18 protein-coding genes and 1 pseudogene are annotated in these 19,323 nt (G+C 60.4%); 12 read left to right on the forward strand and 7 right to left on the reverse strand.

From position 1 onward, the window contains the following. Positions 1-116: 116 nt before the first annotated feature. The 7 genes from RS897_RS23760 to RS897_RS23790 all read right to left on the reverse strand — a co-directional run bounded on the left by RS897_RS23760 (position 117) and on the right by RS897_RS23790 (position 6,087). Complete coding sequence (locus RS897_RS23760; protein ID WP_315831171.1) at positions 117-494, reverse strand: PQ-loop domain-containing transporter; 378 nt, start codon at positions 492-494, stop codon at positions 117-119. Between the two features lie 175 nt (positions 495-669). Further along, positions 670-1,356, reverse strand: coding sequence for a pilus assembly protein N-terminal domain-containing protein (locus tag RS897_RS23765; RefSeq protein ID WP_315831172.1), 687 nt, complete (start codon positions 1,354-1,356; stop codon positions 670-672). A gap of 3 nt (positions 1,357-1,359) precedes the next feature. Continuing rightward, positions 1,360-1,716: a hypothetical protein gene (locus RS897_RS23770; RefSeq protein ID WP_315831173.1), complete on the reverse strand. Its 357-nt coding sequence runs from the start codon at positions 1,714-1,716 to the stop codon at positions 1,360-1,362. 149 nt (positions 1,717-1,865) lie between these two features. After that, complete coding sequence (locus RS897_RS23775; RefSeq protein WP_315831174.1) at positions 1,866-3,005, reverse strand: helix-turn-helix transcriptional regulator; 1,140 nt, start codon at positions 3,003-3,005, stop codon at positions 1,866-1,868. A 2-nt stretch (positions 3,006-3,007) separates the two neighbouring features. After that, complete coding sequence (locus RS897_RS23780) at positions 3,008-3,262, reverse strand: hypothetical protein (protein ID WP_315831175.1); 255 nt, start codon at positions 3,260-3,262, stop codon at positions 3,008-3,010. 89 nt (positions 3,263-3,351) lie between these two features. Continuing rightward, positions 3,352-4,542 carry a cupin domain-containing protein gene (locus tag RS897_RS23785; RefSeq protein WP_315831176.1) on the reverse strand — a complete coding sequence of 397 codons (1,191 nt, stop codon included), beginning with the start codon at positions 4,540-4,542 and terminating at the stop codon, positions 3,352-3,354. Positions 4,543-5,106: 564 nt separating this feature from the next. Beyond that, entirely contained in the window at positions 5,107-6,087 is a 981-nt protein-coding gene (locus RS897_RS23790; RefSeq protein WP_315831177.1) for a ribokinase, read from the reverse strand. A gap of 92 nt (positions 6,088-6,179) precedes the next feature. Between RS897_RS23790 and RS897_RS23795 the strand changes: the two genes are divergently transcribed. The 12 genes and pseudogenes from RS897_RS23795 (at position 6,180) to RS897_RS23855 (ending at position 18,937) form a co-directional block, all read left to right on the forward strand. Continuing rightward, positions 6,180-6,956 (forward strand): GntR family transcriptional regulator, encoded by a 777-nt coding sequence (locus RS897_RS23795; RefSeq protein WP_315831178.1) that lies wholly within the window; start codon positions 6,180-6,182, stop codon positions 6,954-6,956. A gap of 227 nt (positions 6,957-7,183) precedes the next feature. Further along, the gene (locus tag RS897_RS23800) at positions 7,184-7,897 is read left to right on the forward strand and encodes an AzlC family ABC transporter permease (protein WP_315831179.1); all 714 of its coding nucleotides are present in this window, start codon (positions 7,184-7,186) and stop codon (positions 7,895-7,897) included. Continuing rightward, entirely contained in the window at positions 7,894-8,196 is a 303-nt protein-coding gene (locus RS897_RS23805; protein WP_315831180.1) for an AzlD family protein, read from the forward strand. Before RS897_RS23800 ends, RS897_RS23805 begins: the two co-directional genes overlap by 4 nt. Positions 8,197-8,930: 734 nt before the next feature. Then, entirely contained in the window at positions 8,931-10,883 is a 1,953-nt protein-coding gene (locus RS897_RS42305) for a caspase family protein (protein ID WP_407654286.1), read from the forward strand. 396 nt (positions 10,884-11,279) lie between these two features. Further along, on the forward strand, positions 11,280-12,557 hold the full coding sequence (locus RS897_RS23820) for an Lpg1974 family pore-forming outer membrane protein (protein ID WP_315831181.1): 1,278 nt from the start codon (positions 11,280-11,282) through the stop codon (positions 12,555-12,557). Positions 12,558-12,762: 205 nt separating this feature from the next. Beyond that, positions 12,763-13,056 (forward strand): hypothetical protein, encoded by a 294-nt coding sequence (locus RS897_RS23825; protein WP_315831182.1) that lies wholly within the window; start codon positions 12,763-12,765, stop codon positions 13,054-13,056. A gap of 68 nt (positions 13,057-13,124) precedes the next feature. After that, positions 13,125-14,312: pseudogene (locus tag RS897_RS23830) on the forward strand (NADH:flavin oxidoreductase); the annotation flags it as partial. A 26-nt stretch (positions 14,313-14,338) separates the two neighbouring features. Beyond that, positions 14,339-15,979: an amidase gene (locus tag RS897_RS23835; RefSeq protein ID WP_315831183.1), complete on the forward strand. Its 1,641-nt coding sequence runs from the start codon at positions 14,339-14,341 to the stop codon at positions 15,977-15,979. Positions 15,980-16,313: 334 nt separating this feature from the next. Then, positions 16,314-17,180, forward strand: coding sequence for a helix-turn-helix transcriptional regulator (locus RS897_RS23840; RefSeq protein WP_315831184.1), 867 nt, complete (start codon positions 16,314-16,316; stop codon positions 17,178-17,180). A gap of 11 nt (positions 17,181-17,191) precedes the next feature. Beyond that, on the forward strand, positions 17,192-17,335 hold the full coding sequence (locus RS897_RS23845) for a hypothetical protein (RefSeq protein ID WP_315831185.1): 144 nt from the start codon (positions 17,192-17,194) through the stop codon (positions 17,333-17,335). Between the two features lie 84 nt (positions 17,336-17,419). After that, positions 17,420-17,806, forward strand: a complete 387-nt coding sequence (locus RS897_RS23850; RefSeq protein WP_315831186.1) for a hypothetical protein — start codon at positions 17,420-17,422, stop codon at positions 17,804-17,806. 150 nt (positions 17,807-17,956) lie between these two features. Beyond that, positions 17,957-18,937: a hypothetical protein gene (locus RS897_RS23855; RefSeq protein WP_315831187.1), complete on the forward strand. Its 981-nt coding sequence runs from the start codon at positions 17,957-17,959 to the stop codon at positions 18,935-18,937. Positions 18,938-19,323 lie beyond the last annotated feature (386 nt).

Consider the following 19,323-nt stretch of genomic DNA (forward strand, 5'->3'; position numbering starts at 1 on the left):
TTCCTGCGAAACTTGAAAGATAAACTGCCAATTTCGGCGATGCCGATAACAGCCAACCAAATTCAGAGAATGGCACTATCCGCCTGTTACGGTGTGATTCTGACGACTTCACAATCTTATCCAAGCCCAAAAAAAGCCTGCGTCTCTTCAGGAAACGTCCGATCGCCTGTCGCGATGAGATCGCAATCCGAATCGTGAACGTCCTTCGACTCGCGGCCGCGATCCATGCCGCGCCCGATGGAATGGGCAACCAACCAGCGCCGCCGACTTGCTATTGTCAGGGCAATGACGGTTCCGCAGCACGCGGCGTTGGCGGCGTTCATTCCGGCCAGGCTCCAATCGTTCAGGTTCACCCAGGCATAGAGGCCGGTTGCGGCGTTGGCGGCCGTCCAAAGCAGCCACGTCGAATAGGAAATGGCCGAGGCGCCGTTGCGGTCGCGCGCGATCCTGACGATCTGGGGCAGATACGAGACCAGTCGCAGGCCGTTGAACACCGTGAACAGACCGTAAGTGAGATCGGCAAATATGATCGTCACGCAACCCTCGCAGCAGCGCCACCCGAGACGACGGTGCCTGTGTACTCAACCATCATTCCGCAGAACGCCGAAGGTTTTTCAGAATCCGCTTCACTGTCATTCCGTAGGCTGCACTTGCAAGCTATCGGCTTCATCAACGAACGGACCGTCTGACTAGCTGCGGAATTCTATCGATGACACCGATGGCCGGCTGGCGAACCAGGAGCTCGATGTTGGCGATGACGATATTCTGGTCGTCCACGAAAACGATGTTCGTCACTCCGGGATTCAGCGGCTCGAGGGCGACCGTGCGATCGTCGCGCCTGTGAACATCGATGATGTCGGGGGCTCCGATCAGGACGGTCTCGTAGGGTTTGTCGAGCGCGAGTGTCGACACGTTACCGAGTTCGACAACAACCGTTTGATTCGCGGCCCGCGCAGCGGCGATTGCGGTGACGAGCAGGGCGATCCCAAGGGCGCAGGCGCGAACAATGGCGATCATCGTGAATCCTCCGATTCCTTTTGCTCCTTTGGCGCTCTTTGCGCTTGGCGTTTTTGCAGGCGCGCTCAATCGAGCCTCGGCACCGCGCGTCAGCCTGGTCTTGCTCTGGTTATCCAACTCGCAAGCATCAAGAAAATTGCTTTCAGAACCCGATTTTTTCAGCAATCCGCCAAGTCTACTGCACGATAAATCTGCTGCATGATAACGTGTCATGCAGGCGAAGACCTGCGCCCGCGCCTGCGTCTGCGCCGGGTAAGTGTCCTGAAGCGCTTCCGAGAAAATTGCAAAATTTCTTCGAATGACGCCGGGCCTACCGTAATAAATACCAGTGCAAACCATGTTCTAGGTTCTCGCCACGGAGAGAGGGAAGGGAAGAACGAGCTCAATTCGATCGGGCCGAAGGCGTCTGCGGACCTTTCGTTGCCGGGGCCGTTGCAACCTTGCTTGCGCGATCAAGTTGGGTTTTCCGGCGGGGAGCTTGCAGTCGGCTTTTTGGTTGTCGCACTGGTTGTCGCATTCTTGGGTAAATGCGAAGCGTCGACGCTTTGCGGTGGTGTTCGCGCCGCCCCCCGCGGCATAGTCGGCCGCCTCGGACGACCGAGCGCCGAACAACAAGGCGAATCCGAATATCAAACAAAAGCAGGTCGGAATGATAGAGGTCGGGCCAATGGCCGATTTGCCCCACCAGTTGAATTGCATCTTCTTGCTCCCTCGGATTCGATGGCGCCACCACAGCAGCGCGACTGCAACAAATGTTTCCGAAGATGGCGGGCGCGAAAACCCGGCATATACCAGGGTAGAGATACTTTGCGACCGGCTGTGACAAAGCGGCCACGCGGCCGCCGGACTCAGCGGCGCGGAATCAGCGGCTGCGTGCTCTTCAGCAGCGCGACAAGCTGGCTTTGCTGATTGGTGCGGGTCTTGCGGAAAATGCCTTCGAGGTAGGAACGCGCGGTGCTGTAGCGAATGCCCTGATGAATCGCAGCGTCCTTCAGGACCAGGCCGCTCGCGAGCGCCGCTGAAAGCCGCGCCTCGGCGGGCGTAAGGTCGAACAACTGGCGGGCGTGATCTTCGAAACCACCGGGCAGCGCCAATGACACCTCGCGCAGGTAGATGACTGCGTGCCGTGGCTGCAAAAACGGGGATGCGCCTTTGCCGGCCATCGGGCCGACGGTCAGCGCAACATCGATGCCGGGACCGTCGGCCCCGCTGGCGCGAAGCAAAAGATCGCCGCCGCGACCTGGCGCGACACCGTCGTGAACCGTACAGACGTCCGCGACGAACTGCTGCAACGCAGCCGTATGTCTTGCGTCCGCTGTTGCCAACACGCCGGACTTCACGCGCAGCTGGCTTCCCTGGCGCATGAGGATGTCCTCGGCCACCTCGTTCACATGTGCGATGCGCAGCTGGGCATCGACGAGCAGGACGCCGACCGGCAAATGTGCGTAACTTGAGATCAACGCCTGCGCCGATTGAATCCTGTGGCTGAGATCGGCCGCGCGCGCGATGTGCTGCACGACGAATTTCAGCAACTCGGCGTCGGCCGCGTCGAAGGCCTGTTGGTTGCGCCCGCGCTGGACGTCGAGGAACCAGAACGACGGACCGGACGCCAGCAGCTTGCTGCCGAGGCCGCCATACATGTCCTGCGGGGCCATCCATTCATTCCAGAAGCGGCTCTGCCGCAAGATGTCATCTCCGATCAGCGCGTGATCGCTGTAGATCGTTCCGACCGGAGCGGCCTCCAGTGCGTCGGCATAGATTTCGGGACGCCCTGCATGTTCCTCGATATAGCGACGCTGGTACGTGGGGTCGGGATTTGCGTTGATCATATCGGTCGGCGCAAGGTTGGGGCCGCTCCGGACGAAGCACGCCGCTGAACCATGGAACAGGATGCGGACCTGATCGATGGCGTCCTGCCACCGCGATGGCTCGGAAGTCGCCTCGTATATCATGTCTATGACGCTGGACAGAAGCTCCGGTCCGATCATTGTCATGAGAAGCCGCAGGCCGAGACATTGGTGCCGGAGCCTTTTGCGTTTCGATAAAATCGGAACGGGGCTCTGCTTTCTTGTTTTGATGCGTTTTTGCCGCGCAAACACTTCGCGTTTGTTGCGAGCGAACCGGTATCCACTTCGCTCGAAAACGCTCTTGTCGCCGAGGACGTGTCGCCGACCGCGGTCGCAGCGCCGGACGGAGCATCGTTCACACCGAACAAGGCGGCGCAGGCGCGAAGACTGACGATCATCGTAAATCCTCCGATTGCCGTTGCGCACTTTTGCGCTTGGCGTTTCTTGCAAGCCCGCTCAATCGAACTTCGGCACCGCACCGTCAGCCTCAAGCCACCGGCGGTGAAATGACCATGCGCTTCCTGCCGAAGTTGGCGAGGTCCTTTTCCGGGATGCCGAAATTGTTGGCCAGCAGATGGCGCGGCGCCTTCGCCAGCCAATCCGACAGGGAGCTTTCGCGGTAGGCGCCGCTGTCCAGCACGCCGACGATCTCGGCGTCATCGGCGCCGATGTTCTGGATCGAGTGCCCGCAATTGCGGGGAATGTAGGCGCATTCGCCCGGTGAGAGCTCGGCGACGGCAATTCGCTTGTCGGGCGCGAACAGTGTGACCCGGGTTCGCCCCTTCAGCACATAGTGCCATTCATTGGCATCGACATGCCAATGCGGCTCATGCATCGCGCCGCGCTTCAGTTTCAGGACGATTCCCGTCAACGTCGTCGACATCGGAAATTCCCTGGCCGAGGCCACGTAAAGCGCGCCGCCGGGCGTGCTGACTTTCGGCCTCTGCGCCATCAGCGCGTAGCGGTGACTTCGCCTGCGGTCGAGTTCGCGGGTCGCGCGGGCCTGCGGGCCGTCCAGCGGCAATATCTCGCCCTGCATGATGTAGGTTTCGGCCTTCGGGATTCGTGCAAAGGTTTCCGCGGATACGCCGAAAGCCTGTGAAAGCGCCGGGGTATCGTAGCGGCTCATCCAGTCGCTGATGCCGAACGTGCCGTGCTCGGAATAGAGCCCGTCGTCAAACGCCAGGATGGCGTGACAGGGCGAGGCCCCGAGGGTCTGGATCGAGTGACCATGGCCTTTTGGAAAATACCAGAGATCACCCGGGGAGAGATTGACGATTTCGGTCAGACCCTCGGGATCGACCACTGTGACCTGACAATGCCCATCGACGATGTAGGCCCACTCGGCCGAGTCGTGCCAGTGCATCTCACGGGCGCCGCCCGCGTTGATGAACAGGTGCGCGCCTGCGATGCCGGTGGCGATCGGAAGCCCGCGCGTCGTGACCTCACGAGCCCAGCCGCCGGACGTCGCCTTGATCGGCCCTTTGTCCAGTGAAGCCGTGAATACGACGGGATCGCCTGACTTGCGCGGAATCGTTTTCAGATAATCGGACGCTGGCGCGACATCGTAGCCAACGGCATGCCCATCGCCGGGTGCTGCTATTGAACGGCCGGCTGCAACGGTTGTTGCTCCGAATGCGAACGCGCTGATGAAAAGCCGCCGGCTTGCATTGAACATGGATGCCCTCGTCGATGATCACATGTAATTCGGAAATCGAAAACGCTCATCTGCTCCGCAGCCAAATGCCGGACCCGGCGCGCCGCCATTCAAGACGCGAGCGCATGATTGCCGGACAAAGCCAGCGTGCTCATCTGAAGCTGAGGGAAACAAACCGACGGCACATCAACCGTTCGGTGGAATCATCGTGTGTGCGATCACTCACTTCGAATCTCGGATGTTTGTTTCTACCTCCGGCGATCGGTCATGCGGTTCGGACGTCCAAAGTCCGGACCAGCACGCGCAACAGCTCCATTTAGATACCATTAAGAGTCCAAATTAATACCAAATTAAAGCCATATTCTTGAATTCTTGTTGCGGGGAGGGGGAGGAATGAGCCCAATTTGGTCAGGCCGAAGCGCTGCCTCCGACGGTTCTTGCCGAGGCCTTTGCAATTTTGGCTCACAGGGAGGGACTTACGGTGACGCGGGCGGGATCGGACGGACGACGGCCGGAGTCATGTGGCGCGACAGCGATGGTCCAACGGAGCGCGATGGGGAAGTGGCGGGACGGTTGCCGGCTTCGTCAAAGATGTTCGCGCAGGACAGCACCCACGGTCGCCCGGTCCGGAAACGCATCGAAAACCCCCCAGGTGCTGGCGAGAACGGCACCGCAAGCGTTCGCAAACGCCATGACTTTTTCCCAGGGCTCTCCCTCGGCCAGGCTGACCGCGAGCCCGGCTGCGAAAGCATCGCCCGCTCCCAATGTGTCGGTCGCGACAACGGGAAAGCCCGGCTGGTGCAGAGGCGGGTGCTTGCTGCGGCAGACGACAGCCCCTCCCTGCCCGAGTGTCACGACAACGATCGTGGGGCCCATGGTCATGACGGCTTCGGCGAAAGCCTGGATCTCTGCAAGCTCATGGGCATCAAAAGGTGGCCTGCTCGCTCCAGCCACATCCGAGGCCAAGTCTGATGCCAAGTCTGATGCCATGTCCGCAGCCTCATTCGCATTGACGACCAGGATGGTTGTCAGTGCAAGAAGCCGATGGTCCGGCTTGCGAAACGGAGAGGGGTTGAGAAGCGTCGTCTTGCCCGCATCGCGCGCGATCTCGAACGCCGCGATGATGGGCTCGTCGCCAACTTCAAACTGGGCCAGAGTTATGTCTGCCTGCGAGATCGCAGCTTGCTTTTCACGCACATCGCTCCCGCCAAGGCGTGCATTCGCACCCGGAAAGACCGCCAGGCAATTCTCTCCTTGGGCATCGATGAAACCGATGCCCGCGCCTGTCGACCCCGGAAGCCGGCGGAGCATCTCGCCGGGGAGTCGGGCGCGCTCCAGCGCCGGCTCCGCAAGCCCGGACAGCATATCGTCGCCAACCGGCAGGATCCCATCCACCGTGGCGCCCAATCGTCGACAGGCAACGGCAAGGTTGAACCCCTTGCCGCCAGGTTCCAGAGCAAAGGCGTGCGCCGTCAAGGATTCGCCGGGTTTGGGAAGTTTCTCGACTTTAGCGGCGCTTGCCGCGACGAAGCTGCCGACGACAAAGAGGTGAATATTGTTTTGCATGAACCGCCCGTACATTGATTTGGCAACGATAATCGGGATAACTCCCGCCGCGAGATCGTTTTCCTTTAGTATTACAACGGTTAAGTAGATAATTGAACGGTACCAAAATTTCCAAGCCAGCGCCCAGCAGCCTGATTGACGGCCTCAAGCTCCGCGAAGACACGGCCATGCCGCTCTATCGTCAGCTTGAGGAGCAGCTTGTGTCCATGATCAAGCAGGGCAGGCTGGCTCCTGGCGCGACGATGCCGGCAGAACGCCACCTGGCGGCTGAATTGGGCTTGAGTCGGACGACCGTGCAACATTGCTACGATGCGCTGCGGAAACGTCGGCTGCTCGCAGCTCACGGTCGTCTTGGGTACATTGTCCAGAAATCGGAAACCGTCCTTGAGCCTGGCATGAACCGCCTGAAGGGCTTTACTCAGGAGATGCAGGAGCTCGGCCGCACGCCCTCGTCAAGGATATTGGAGCGACAGGCTCTCAGCGACCGATTGATCGCGTCCATCTTCGGCCTGCCGTCGACGGCGCGGTTTCTGAAGCTCATCCGCGTGCGGCTCGGCGATGGCATCCCGCTGTCGCGCGAGATTGCGTGGTACAGCCTTGATGCTTGTCAAAGCCTTGAACACGCCGACCTGTCCGGGTCCATTTATACCTATCTTGCCGAGCATGGTGCCCCGCCGGCTCATTGCGAGCAGACGATTGAAGCAACCTCCCCCGATATGGCGGAATGCGCGATCTTCGGCTTCACCGAGCCACTGCCCTCACTGCTGATCAAGCGCCGGACCTATGACCAGACCAACCGCATGCTGGAATATGTCGAGGGCCTGTTCCGCGGCGACAGCTATGCCTATCGACTGAAGATGAAGGTCTAGGACCGCCGATCGGATCCGAAGCTCGTTCCGAAGCTGCGGTTAAGTGATGCGAGCTTCGGATTCAGGACATTCGTGCCTCCGATGCATCCGAAGTTGGCGTCATTTTCAGCAGGGTCCGAGCGAACGTCGGGATACCAGGGCTCGTTTCAGCTCCACTCTCTTCGACCCGTCCTTGCCAATGTCGCGCGCGAATTCTAACGTTCGTGAGATGCGAAGGAAGGCCCGCGATGACAACGACAGGCTCGGCGGTTTCAATGCGTCCACGCGATGAAATCCGCGATGGTTTGCGAGATATTTTTCCGGCCGCGGTCGCCGCCATCCCAATTGGTCTGTTGTTTGGCGCGCTGTGTGTGGGAAAGGGACTTTCTCCGATGGAAGTCGCATTGATGTCGGCCACGGTCTGTGCCGGCGCCGCGCAGTTTGCATCGATCGAGATTTGGGGGCAGCCGGTTCCCGTCGCGGCGATCGTGCTGTCCGCCCTGCTGGTCAACCTTCGCAACCTGCTGATGAGCGCGTCGCTGGCGCCGAAAACCGCCTCTTTCACAACCTTGCAGCGGCTGCTTGGGTTCTACGTCCTGTCCGATGAGAACTGGGCCTTGAGTGAGCGGCGTGTTCGAGCGAAGCCGCTGACCCCGGCCTACTTCCTGACGATGGGAGGGACGCTGTACACGAACTGGGTGTTCTGGACCACGCTCGGTGCGTTTGCAGGCGCGTTCCTGGGCGATCCTCGGCGCCTGGGTGCCGATTTCGCGTTCACAGCGCTTTTCATCGGGTTGATTGCCGGCTTCTGGAAGGGGGGGAGTACCGCAAACGCAGTGGTCTCCAGTGCGATTGCCTCAGCGATCGCTTTTGTCACCATCGGCGCCCCATGGCACGTGCTGATCGGGACGATCGTCGGCATCGCGGCGGTGTATCTTGCTGCTCCCGAGCCGACGCCATGAGCATCTCTGCGTCGACCATTCTTGCCATTATCGGCATGGCCATCGTGACCTATGCCACGCGGATTGGCGGGCTTTTCTTTGCCGACAGGCTTCAACTCAGGGGCAAGGCCAAGGCGGCGTTCGATGAGATCCCGGCGGCGGTGCTCGTATCCGTCATCGCCCCGGCGGTTCTCACGACCGGACCAGCCGAAACAATCGCCGCCTTGATAACGGTATTCGCCGCGCGGCGACTGCCTTTGATCGCGGTCGTCGTGATCGGAGTGATCGCGGTGGTCGTATTGCGACTCTTCGTGAGCTAGTACCCGGAATCATAGCCAAGTGACACGAGCAAACACTGTACGTGCCCACCGATTCTGAATCACGTTTGATCAAAAGTGGGTACTAGGGCCATTTCCGTTCCGATAGAATCGAAACGGATCTCTAGCATTTCGTTTTGACGCGTTTTCTTGACGCGAACCGGTGTCCACTTCGCTGGGAAACACTCTAGGTGGCATCAATTGCGGGCGTCGATCCCATCGAGCGACCGATATAAAGTGAGCGTGATGCAAGCGACAATGAACTAAACAACCTTACGCGACGATCGGTAAGATGGTGAATGGCGATGACCGCGCTGTGGATAGTCATCCATGACATTCTCCAGCAAGCGGCGTCGTTGGATCGAATGAATTTGTGACAAACAGCCGCAAGCTCTCAAGCGACGGACTCTACCCATTACTTGGAGGAATTTTGAGGGCGCAGGTCACCTGCATGACCCGCGCCTGCGTGGCAAGATCGTCACACCATTCGGGTAAAACCATGCGTCACCGGCATATGCCGGGGTCCGCCCCCCAGTTCGTTTCGCTATCTTCTTAATGCGCGACTTATTCCAGGTCGCGGGGGAAGATACCAATGGTCGGTCCGTTCTATGGCTTGATCCGTAACCGCTTTTCTTGCCTGTTGAAAACCGGGCCAGCCGCAGACTCTCCGCCACCATTACTGCTGGCCCGCAGCATTGGAATCGACGGTTTTTTCGATTCGGCGGCGAGGTAACCCGATGCGCCGCCCGCTGCAATTCGCGCTGCTGATCGTCGCTTTTCTGTTCGGAGTCCAGTTGATCGCCGTTCATGCCGCCCACGCCGAAAGCCGCGTTGCACTGGTGATCGGCGAGTCGGCTTACCGGTCGGTAACGGTGCTACCCAATCCCGCCAACGACGCCAGGATGATATCGCAGCTTCTGACGGATGCCGGATTCGACGTGGTCACCGCATCCGATCTGTCGCAGAAGGACATGCGCGAGGCAGTGACGGCGTTTTCCAACAAGATTGCGGCCAAAGGGCCGGACACCGTCGCCTTGATGTTCTACGCCGGCCATGGCCTGCAGATCGATGGCGAAAACTTTCTAGTACCGGTCGATGTCGATCCCAAGCGTGAGGCCGACATTCCCTTGCAGGCGGTCCGGCTCAATGACGTGCTGAACACGTTGGCGTCGGTTCCCAGCAAGATGCGCATCCTGCTGCTCGACGCTTGCCGCAACAACCCTTTCCCCGAACTCGCCAAGACAGCGGGCCACGGCTTCGCCATCGTCGATGCCAAGACCAGCGCCGCCGGCACCTTCATCTCCTATTCGACCTCGCCTGGCGCGGAAGCCGAGGACGGCCGCGGCGTCAACAGTCCCTACACCACGGCGCTGCTCATGGCCGCCCGTGAGCCGGGCCTGTCGATCGAGGACACGTTCAAGCGCGTGCGCGTCGCCGTCAATCGGGACACCAGCGGTCGCCAGACGCCGTGGGATTCCTCGTCGCTGACCGACGCCTTCCGTTTCTTTCCGCAGAAGGGCCAGGACGACACCCGCGCCTCCACCCCGAAGCGCTCGGTCGACGCCTGGAAGAGGCAGTTGCAGGGCAAGACGCCGCAGGCGGCCTACGAGCTCGTGGTCGCTGACGACACCGTGCAGGCCTATGCGGCGTTTGTCGCTGTTGTCGCGACGCCGCCCTACGCGCCGCAGGTGCGCGGCCTGCTGAACCGCCGCCGCGAGATGGTGGCATGGCAGACGGCAACCGCCGTCAACACCGAAGCCTCCTATCGCGCCTTCCTGCTCGGCCATCCCGACAGTGACCTCGCCGTCACCGCGCGCAGGCTCGAGGAGCGCCAGCGCACCCGCGCGCTCAACACCGAAGGCGTGGGCTCCGGCGGCCCGATCTGTCCCTGCGGCGATTCCGGCACCACGCCGACGCTGCCGCGCAACGACGCCCCGCGGCGGGAGCGGCCGAGGCCACCGCGACGCGCCGAAGCCCCGCCGCCACCGCTGCCCTACACCGAGGTGCAGTCGCTGCCCTGGAGCAGTACCCGCTGTTATGCCGGCGTCAGCGGCGGCTATGTCCACCAGCCCCGCAGCTCCACGTCGATCACGGCGAACGATCCGGATCTGCTGCTGTCACAGACGCTCGGCAACGTGCCGACGTCGCTCTCCGGCAACGGCAGTGGCGGCATCGTCGGCGGACAGCTCGGCTGCGACACGCAAGTGGGCAATCTTTTGTTCGGCGTCGAGACCGATCTCTCCTACAACAGCATCAACCGCAACGCCGCGGTGACGCTCGGCGACTACGATGTCACCACCAGCTTCCACCAGGAGATGCAGACCTTCGGCACCCTGCGCGGCCGCGTAGGTTTCGCCGCCGGGGCGACGCTGTTCTACGCCACCGCCGGCCTTGCCTACGGCGACGTGCGGGCCAATGCGTACATCGCGCCCGGACCGACCGGTGTGGCGGCGGGCGGATCGCAGCTGCTGGGCGCGCAAAACGGCTGGCGTGTCGGCTGGACCGCGGGCGCTGGCATCGAGCAGATGATCACTCAGAACTGGTCGATCCGCAGCGAGTATCTCTATTACGACCTCGGCGACACCTCGTTCACGGCGGTCACCGTCGTCGGCTCACCCTATGAGACCGGAAATTTCAAATATAGCACCACCGGCCACATCGTCCGTGCTGGCGTGAACTTTCATTTCTGAGGCGCTGCAGACCTCAATCTGCCGGAGCGACAGCCGGCAGGAGCGTCGGCCTTTAGCGATGCTCAATGCTCGCAAAAATTGTTCGACGCATCCCCCGCGACAAACGCGAAGCGTTTGCGCGAAGAAAACGCGCCAAAACAAGAATCCAGAGCTTCCGTTCCGATTCTATCGGAACGGTAAGGGCTCCAAAGCCAGCTTGTTGCGCTGCTGAAGAGCACGCAGCCGCTGATTCGGCGCGGCTGAGTCCGGCGACCGCGTGGCCGCTTTGTCACAGCCGGTCGCAAAGTATCTCCACCCCCGGCATATGCCGGATTTTCGCGCCCGCCATCTTAGGAAACATTTGTTGCAGTCGCGCTGCTGTGGTGGCGCCATTTAAAAAAATGGGATGAGCCGATCATGAAGAAAAGTTTTGTCATGGCCTTGGCGCTTGGCATCGGCGCGGCCGGCGCCGCGCATGCGGCATCGAATGACGACATGGTGGTGCGGCTCAATATGCTGGAGAAGGAAAATGCTGCGATCCGCAAGGAGAACGCGGCGTTGCGTCAGAACAAGTCCTTGCGCGAACAGAATGCGACGTTGAAGTCGTCGTCGGTCGAGCCGCGAGCTGCCCCCAAAGCCGATGCAACGTACTCCGATCCGTTCGGCGCGTTCGCTGCCGATCTGCCGTTGGCCTACAAGGCGCGGCCGGTCGAATCGCCCGGCCAGTTCCGGGTCTGGGGCGAAGGCGGCGCGATCTGGAGCGGCGGCGACCCGGTCGCATCGGACTACAGCCTCACCGATTTCAGCAGGCTAGGGGGCAACGGCCTGTTCAGCATTAGCGCTCCGGGATCGTTCGATCTGACTCCCAAGGTGGGCTGGGAGGCGGCGGCCGGCTTCGACTACCGCTTTGCGGCTTCACCCTGGCACGTCAGCGGACAATTCCGCTACGGCGAGGGCAAGGCCAGCGGCTTCGCATCGTCGGCAAACCCGGGAATTGATCCGGCACTTCTGGCTGGAACGGCTTTTTCCAGCTTGAGCGGCAGCCAATCGATTGCGGCGACGAACAAGGAAACGCATTGGCTGGCTGACATCGCAGTCGGGCGGGACGTTGTTGGCGCCGGTGCGTCCGCGATGCAGGTGAAATTCGGCCTGCGCCTGGCGGAATTCGTCAGCGAGACGAGCACAACGAACAAGATCAGCAACGCCGGTACCTTCGCCAAGCCGGTTGATATTTTCGGCAATGGATCGCTTCTTATCAGTCAATTCTCAACCAGCCAGACGGACGCAAACGGTCAGCGAAGCAGCTTCTTCGGCGCCGGTCCGCGTGTCGGGATCGAAGGTTCAGTTCCATTCGCGGGCAACTGGGCGTTCGACTATCTCGGCGATGCCGCCGTGCTGTTTGGAAACCAGAAACTGGTGAGTACGTCGTCGACGACGACCGCCAACGATCCGCTCATCCTCTTTGGAGGTGTCAACTTCCTCGACAGGTCGACTGACCAGCGCTTCGCCACCGTCTTCAACGCGGATGTCCAGGCGGGCGTGTCGTACTGGATGATGCCAAACCTCAAGCTCAGCGCCAGCTACCGGCTGGATGCCTACTTCAATGTATTGAACCAGACCTTCAGCACGGACACCAAGCAGACACTCGATCGCTACATCCACGGCCCGCGCCTGGGTCTGAGTGCGACGTTCTAGTGCCGCCGATCTGAAGTTCCTGCATCACTTGCCGCATACTCATCCAGGAACTTCAGATCGAAAAGCGTGCCCGAGAGTTGTTGTGCCCGCGGCGGCGGCATCAGGCACCTGAAACGATCAAATCGGATGCATCTATCAACGTCGTGTCTCAGGTTCTGCAAATTCGTAAACGCGCGACTTGCTTTGGTATGATTTTGGATGCTTAATGGTTGTTGAGATCTGGCGCGGCCGATGGTCGGGCCCCAATAGAAGGACGGTGGCCGTGATCTCTGGAGTCGAGCGAGGCCGGGAATTTCAACACCATCGGGCGCTGATCGAGCCGGAGGCTTATCGGCTTTCGAAGGCCATGGCGGCTTCGACGACGGAAAGCGCAACTGGAATCTCCAAGCCGGGCTCGACGAGCGCCGTCGGTGCAGCGGGTGATCCGATAGAGTTCCAAACTGTCTTCGATACCGAGTCCGTTCACAGGCGTCGCGTCGAACCAGTCATGGTCAAATGAACGCGTGACTTGGGCGTGACTTGGGCGTGACTCGGGCGTGACCCGGGGATGAGCTTTGGAGACGTGTGGTGCTGTTTGAGCCGTTGCGGATCAAGAATGTCGACTTCAGCAACCGCATGCTTCGGTCGTCAATGGGTGGACGCAACGCGTTTTACGACGGTACGGTGTCTCCGGCCTGGACGCATTTCGAGAAACGATTTGCCGAGAGGGGAGTTGCCGGGATCATTTCGGCGACGATCAGCGTTAATGAGACGCGTATGTCACCCCTCGAATATCCCGCTTTGCACAGCGACCGTTTCGTGCCGCCGCTTCGCGAGGCCATCCGCGAGATCAGGCAGGCGGGTAGTGTGTCCGGTGGGTGCAAATACATCATCCAGCTTGGCGATACCGGTGCGGCGACGCACACCAGCCTCCGGCCGCAGGATGGTGACCGGCTATCCGCCTCCTGGTTCTTCGATCTTCTGTACGGCTACCACAACAGCGCGCTTGCGATGAGCCCCGCACAGATCAAGCGGACGATCCAGAATTTCAAGCAAGCCGCTCGGCGGGCCGTGGAGGCTGAGTGCGATGGCATCGAGATTACGGCGTCCAAGGGGTATTTGATTCATCAGTTTCTCAACCCGGCCACCAATCGGCGCAAGGACGCCTATGGCGGTTCGGTCGAGAAGCGATTCCGACTGCTGCGGGATATTGTCGAAGCCGTGCGCGAGGCGATCGGCCTGAATTTTCTTTTCGGCGTTCGCCTGTCGGCCAGGGACTTCAATTTTCTGCCGTTGAACCTGCGGTTTCCGCCGGTGTGGCCGCTGCGACACTACATCATGGGCAACGGACTGCCGGAAACCACGTATTATGCCCGGCAACTCCAGGAGCTTGGCGTGGACTATCTGCACGTCGATAGTGGATTTGGCTTTCCCAATCCGATGGGTAGCCCAGGAGATTATCCCGATCAGGGCTTTCTCACCTTCGTCAATGCGACGCGCTATCTCAGCCGCAAGGCGAATGTCCGCGCCGGCATCTTCAATCTCACGCCGGCCGCGATAAGAAAAAGTCTGTTTGGCATCGGCTGGCGCTTTCGGCCGGCGGCCAATGCCGATTTCGCAGCGGCCATTCGCGCCGAAGTCGGTATTCCCGTCATCACCAACGGCGGCTTTCAGGATCGCGATACGATCGATCGTGCGCTTGCCGCAGGCAAATGCGACATGGTTGCGATTGCGCGCCCGCTGCTTGCGAACCCGGACTTGCTCGAGCAATTTGCGCGCGGCGTGAAGCAGCCGGACCGGCCTTGCTCGTACTGCACGCTCTGTTGCGCCCACACCGCGGTATTCCCCTTGGGCTGCTACGACCAGCGGCGTTTCGCGTCGACCGAGGCGATGATGCATCAGGTTCTCGCATGGAGCTCCCCGAACGCGCCATTTTCGTTGCTAGGAACGCCCTTGAGCGGCGGACCGGAGAACGCCACGGAGGTTTAGCAATGGACAGGACAGCATTTCGGTCGGCAACCGAGCTGGCCGGTCTGATCAAGGCGAAAAAGATCAGCTCCGAGGATTTGCTGGACCTCTACCTTGTACGCATCGACAAGCATAACGCGCGCGTTAATGCAGTTGTCGCGACCGACATCCCGGGTGCGCGAAGGCGCGCAAGGGCTGCCGATGCCGCGCTGGCGAAGGGGGACGTCTGGGGCCCCCTGCACGGCGTTCCCGTCACGATCAAGGACAGCTTCGATCTCGCGGGCCTGCCGGCAACGTGGGGAGTGCCGGAACTCAGGGACCACCGACCGGCAACCAATGCACTGGCCGTGCAGAGATATATCGACGCTGGCGCGATTGCGTTCGGCAAGACGAATGTTGCGGCTTATCTTGTCGGCTGGGCGACGCAAAACGACATCTATGGCACGACAAGCAACCCCTGGGATCTCAACCGGTCTCCGGGTGGCTCGGCTGGCGGAGCGGCAGCGGCGCTGGCTGCAGGCCTTACCGGGCTGGAACTCGGCGTGGATTTCGGTGGCGGCGTTCGCAACGTTGCTCACTATTGCGGAATCTATGGGCATAAATCGACCTACGGCATTACCAACTGGTCCGGTCACGTGATGCCCGGCATCGGGAGCAAGCCGGACCTCTGTGTCGCCGGGCCGCTGGCGCGGAATGCTGACGATCTGAAACTCGGGTTGTCCCTGATCATGGGGCCAACGCCCGAGGATGCCGTCGGCTGGAAGTTGGACCTGCCGCCGCCACGTGTGAAAGACCTGAGCGAACTGCGAGTCGCGGTGATGCTGGAGGATCCGAGCTTCCCTGTCGATCACGAGGTTCAGGAGCGCATCCAGGCCGTTGTCGATTTTCTCGTCAGCCGAAAAGCCAGGGTGAGCGAGCGCGCGCGTCCCGCGATCGATCCAGCGATGGCGTTCGAGATCTTCGGTGGCCTGCTGATGGCCGGTCTCGCCACCCGTCAGCACGACGAAAAATTCTGGACCAGACTGGCTCATTTGCGCGCGCGATTCATGACGACGGATGACCGCAGGGGTGATGCAACCGAGAAGGTCTTCACCCACGCGGATTGGTCGGAGCTTGATACAGCGCGCAACCGGTTGCGTCAGGCCTGGCGTATGTTCTTCAACGACTGGGATGTGTTGTTGTGCCCGGCGGCACCGACCGTCGCGGTTCCGCATGATCCGAAACACGCATGGCATGAGCGCAAGGTGATGGTGAAGGGGAGGCCGACGTCTCCCGCCGACCCGACATTCTGGGGGGCCTATTTCACCGTCGCCTATCTGCCGGCAACGGTGGCGCCGGCAGGCCTCTCAAGAAGCGGGCTACCGGTCGGTGTGCAAATTGTTGGTCCCGAATACGGCGACCTGACGTGCATCGAGGTGGCGCGGTTGCTCGAGCGGGAGTTTCAGGGCTTTGTACCTCCCAAGGGATGGGATTAGCTTTGGCCGCCGGGATCGCAAGAACGACAATGGTGTACTGACCCGGGCAGGCCGTCGAATGCAACTCGAGACACTCTCTGACATCGTTGGCGCGGTCTACGATTGTGTACTCGCGCCCGAGAACTGGTACCGCGCATTGCCTCTGATCTCGACCTTCGGCAAAAGTGCCGCAAGTTCGATCGTGATCCAGGGCCGCAGTGAGGTCCATGCCGCCAGCGTGTTCGAATATGGCGCCGAACAATCGTTTCTGCGGTTGTATTTTGAGAAGCTCGTCGCATCGCGACTTCCGGCGGGGTATTCGGCGACATTCGACGATGTCGGCGAAGTGGCCACCATGACGATGCTGGCGGGCGAGCGTGAGCTGCTCAACAGCGATTTTTATGTGAAATGGGTGAGGCCGCTCGGTTTGCGCGACGTCATCGGCGTGCTGGTCCTGAAATCCGGAAAGCGCGTGGCCTGGTTTTCGGTAACGAGATCCAGCGTGCAGTCTCGTTTTACCGACGAGGACCTGCTGCAGATGTCGCTGCTGTCGCCGCACATTTGCCGGGCGTTGCTGATCTCGGACGCGTTCGATCTGCGCACCATCATGGCCTCGCGCCTCGAACAGACCGTCGATCAGCTCTCGACGGGCATTTTCCTCACCGAAGACGATGGCCGCATCTCCTATATGAACAGTTCCGCCGAGCGCATCCTGAAAGCGGGCGGCACGCTCAAATCAAAGAACGGCCGGCTGATGGCCACGGAGTCTGGAGCGCGGGATCGGCTCGCGCACGCGCTGGCGCAGAGCGTCGTCGGCAAAGCGCCGCGTTCCACGGGTCGGCATGCGGTTGCGTTGCCGGACGAGGAGGGTGGCGGTCTGATCGCCAACGTCCTGCCGCTGCAGTGGCGAGACGGCCGCAACCCGCTGATGCCGCTGCCGGGGACCGCTGCTATGTTCGTCCAGGATCCCGCCGAAGCGGCGCCGCCGCTCACGCAGGCATTTGCCACGCTCTACGGACTGACCGCGGCCGAAGAGCGCGTACTCGAGCAAATCGTGAAGGGGCAAACGCCTCAGGAGGCGGCGGATGAGCTGAGCATCGGCCTGGCGACCGCAAAAACTCACCTGCTGAAAATCTTCGCCAAAACCAACACCGGACGCCAGGTGGAGCTGGTTCACCTCTTCGAGAGATTGAAGTCGCCGGTGCGAGCCAGGACGAAGTGAGCCGATCCGAATTGCTGGCGCAGCTGACGCCTTTGATGCTGCGGGGTGGTCGTATCGCGCTGTGGCTGCATCATCGTCGGCGGGGCCGGGGCGCATTCAACCAGGGCGTGATGCTGCGCGCGCTCACCGCGGGCGAGCCCCAAATCCGCAGCTGAAGCGGTCGTATCCGTGATGATTCCACCGAACGGTTGATGTGGCATCGGTGCGTTTCCCCGAGATTCCGGTGCGGGGACGGAAACATGGAGCGACAGATGCCATCCGGACCTATTCGCCGAAACCAGGCTGCGGGCACATACGCCAGCGCAATCATCCGCTCGCCTGCCTCGATCAAAACACTTCGCTCGGACGATGCGCCGGCAAGCATAACCGTCATGTTTGGCGCGGCGCTGCGCGCGACGGTCCGGCTCCCCGTGACATGGTGGCAGCGAATCCACTTTAGAGCGCAGTTGCGCGCGGACATCGTGGACGCAGCCGATTTCTTCCATGATATCGGCATCAGCTTGCCTGAGGCGCAAGCCGAAGCGGCGCGTTTTTTCTGGGAGCCGGTCACGCTGACGTGCGGGCCAATCACCACCCCCGGCGTCGCGCCCACGCGTGGAAACCTGGATTTTCGATCGGGCGCGTGACCCGTCCAGCGTCGATCGTGCGTGGGCAGCATATTTGGCCGCACATCTGGCAGAGGCCTGCTGCGTCAAGTCGTGTGCCCCAGCGATCATTATATTCCGGACATAAAATATGAATTCACCAGACGTGAAAATTATCTCAAGGATATGCCCATGGGGACGCCATTTTTTTCTCCGCCGGCTGTCAAACCTAACTCCACCGACATATTCGGGTTCGACGAGGTGCCTCCGACGGCGAGTGGCATATTCAATGCCTATCAGATGGTGCCCTTAAATGGATATCGCGATGTCGACATCAGTACCGGCGGCGAACCATTCGTCGTATTCTCGCGTGCACCTGATATTGCACAAGTCCTGGAATCTAAGACGGGTGTTCCTGCTCCCGACAAAGGTCTTGCTTTCAGGAATCCGGCGCCTTCGGTCAAAGTGACTATCCGAAACCAGGGGATGGAAGGCCTGACCGAAGTCGTCATCATGAAGCTGCTGGACGGAGCCGTGACATCGACCTTGGCCGTCTCGGCGAAAACTCCGAAGCCGCTCACATTTAAAGTGTTCACATTGGAAGACTCGCTACGCAACGTGGGGCAACAGGAAAGGCCGACCTCCATCGATCTGGGTAGGCTAAAGACCTCTCTTGAGGATGTAAAAAAAATCTATCTGAACCAAGCCAATGTTGTGCTGACCCAACAATTCCCCCTGGAAAGCCTTTCAATAGAGGGAGACCTGGGTGATCCCATAATGTTGGAGGACAAGGGCGCGCTCATCAACGGAAAGCGGGATCAAGCCCCGCTGAATTTTTTCGAAGAGAGATTCAAGAGCTCACCGGTCAGATTCAATATCGTCTTGTCTTGGGAGTTCCTGCAGAACAAGCGAGAGCGTAAATCCATTGGCGGCTTGGCGCCGCAACCTGGAAATGTTTGCATTATAAACCCATTTATTGTGGATTATGCCTTTCTGACCCAGAGAATAGCGCACGAGATGATGCATAGTCTGGGAGCAGGGCATGTGACTCCGACAAGCGGTTTCCTCATGACGGTGGATGAAATAAACTCGAATTGGCGAATGACCAGAGCCAACATCGATCTGGCAAATCCTTCCGGAATGCTAGTAGTTGTCGATCCGAGATTTCTCTGATGGAAAGCGAGATAACGATGCCGCTCACGTCTCGATTGTTCAAAGACAACCAGCAACTTCAGGCATGCCTCACCAGTGACCCCGCGCATGTGACGCCGGGCGCCCGTGGTTCCCACGTTCATCTTATTCACCTTGCGCTTATGATTATCGACACGCTACCGATCGCGGAGGGGGAGTATGATACGCGACGATACGGCACGAGCACGGCCTCAGCCGTCCTGGCGTACAAGAAAAAACGACAGATCATAAACAAGAGCTATCAAAAAACCGAAGACGACATTGTGGGAAAGATGACGATCTCATCGCTGGATCAGGAGATGAGGAATCTTGAGAACGCTCCTCTCACTGGACCAAAGAGAGGACGCCGCGTGTGCGCATGCCGAGGC

The sequence above is a fragment of the Bradyrhizobium prioriisuperbiae genome, assembly GCF_032397745.1.
Taxonomy (GTDB): Bacteria; Pseudomonadota; Alphaproteobacteria; order Rhizobiales; family Xanthobacteraceae; genus Bradyrhizobium_A; species Bradyrhizobium_A prioriisuperbiae.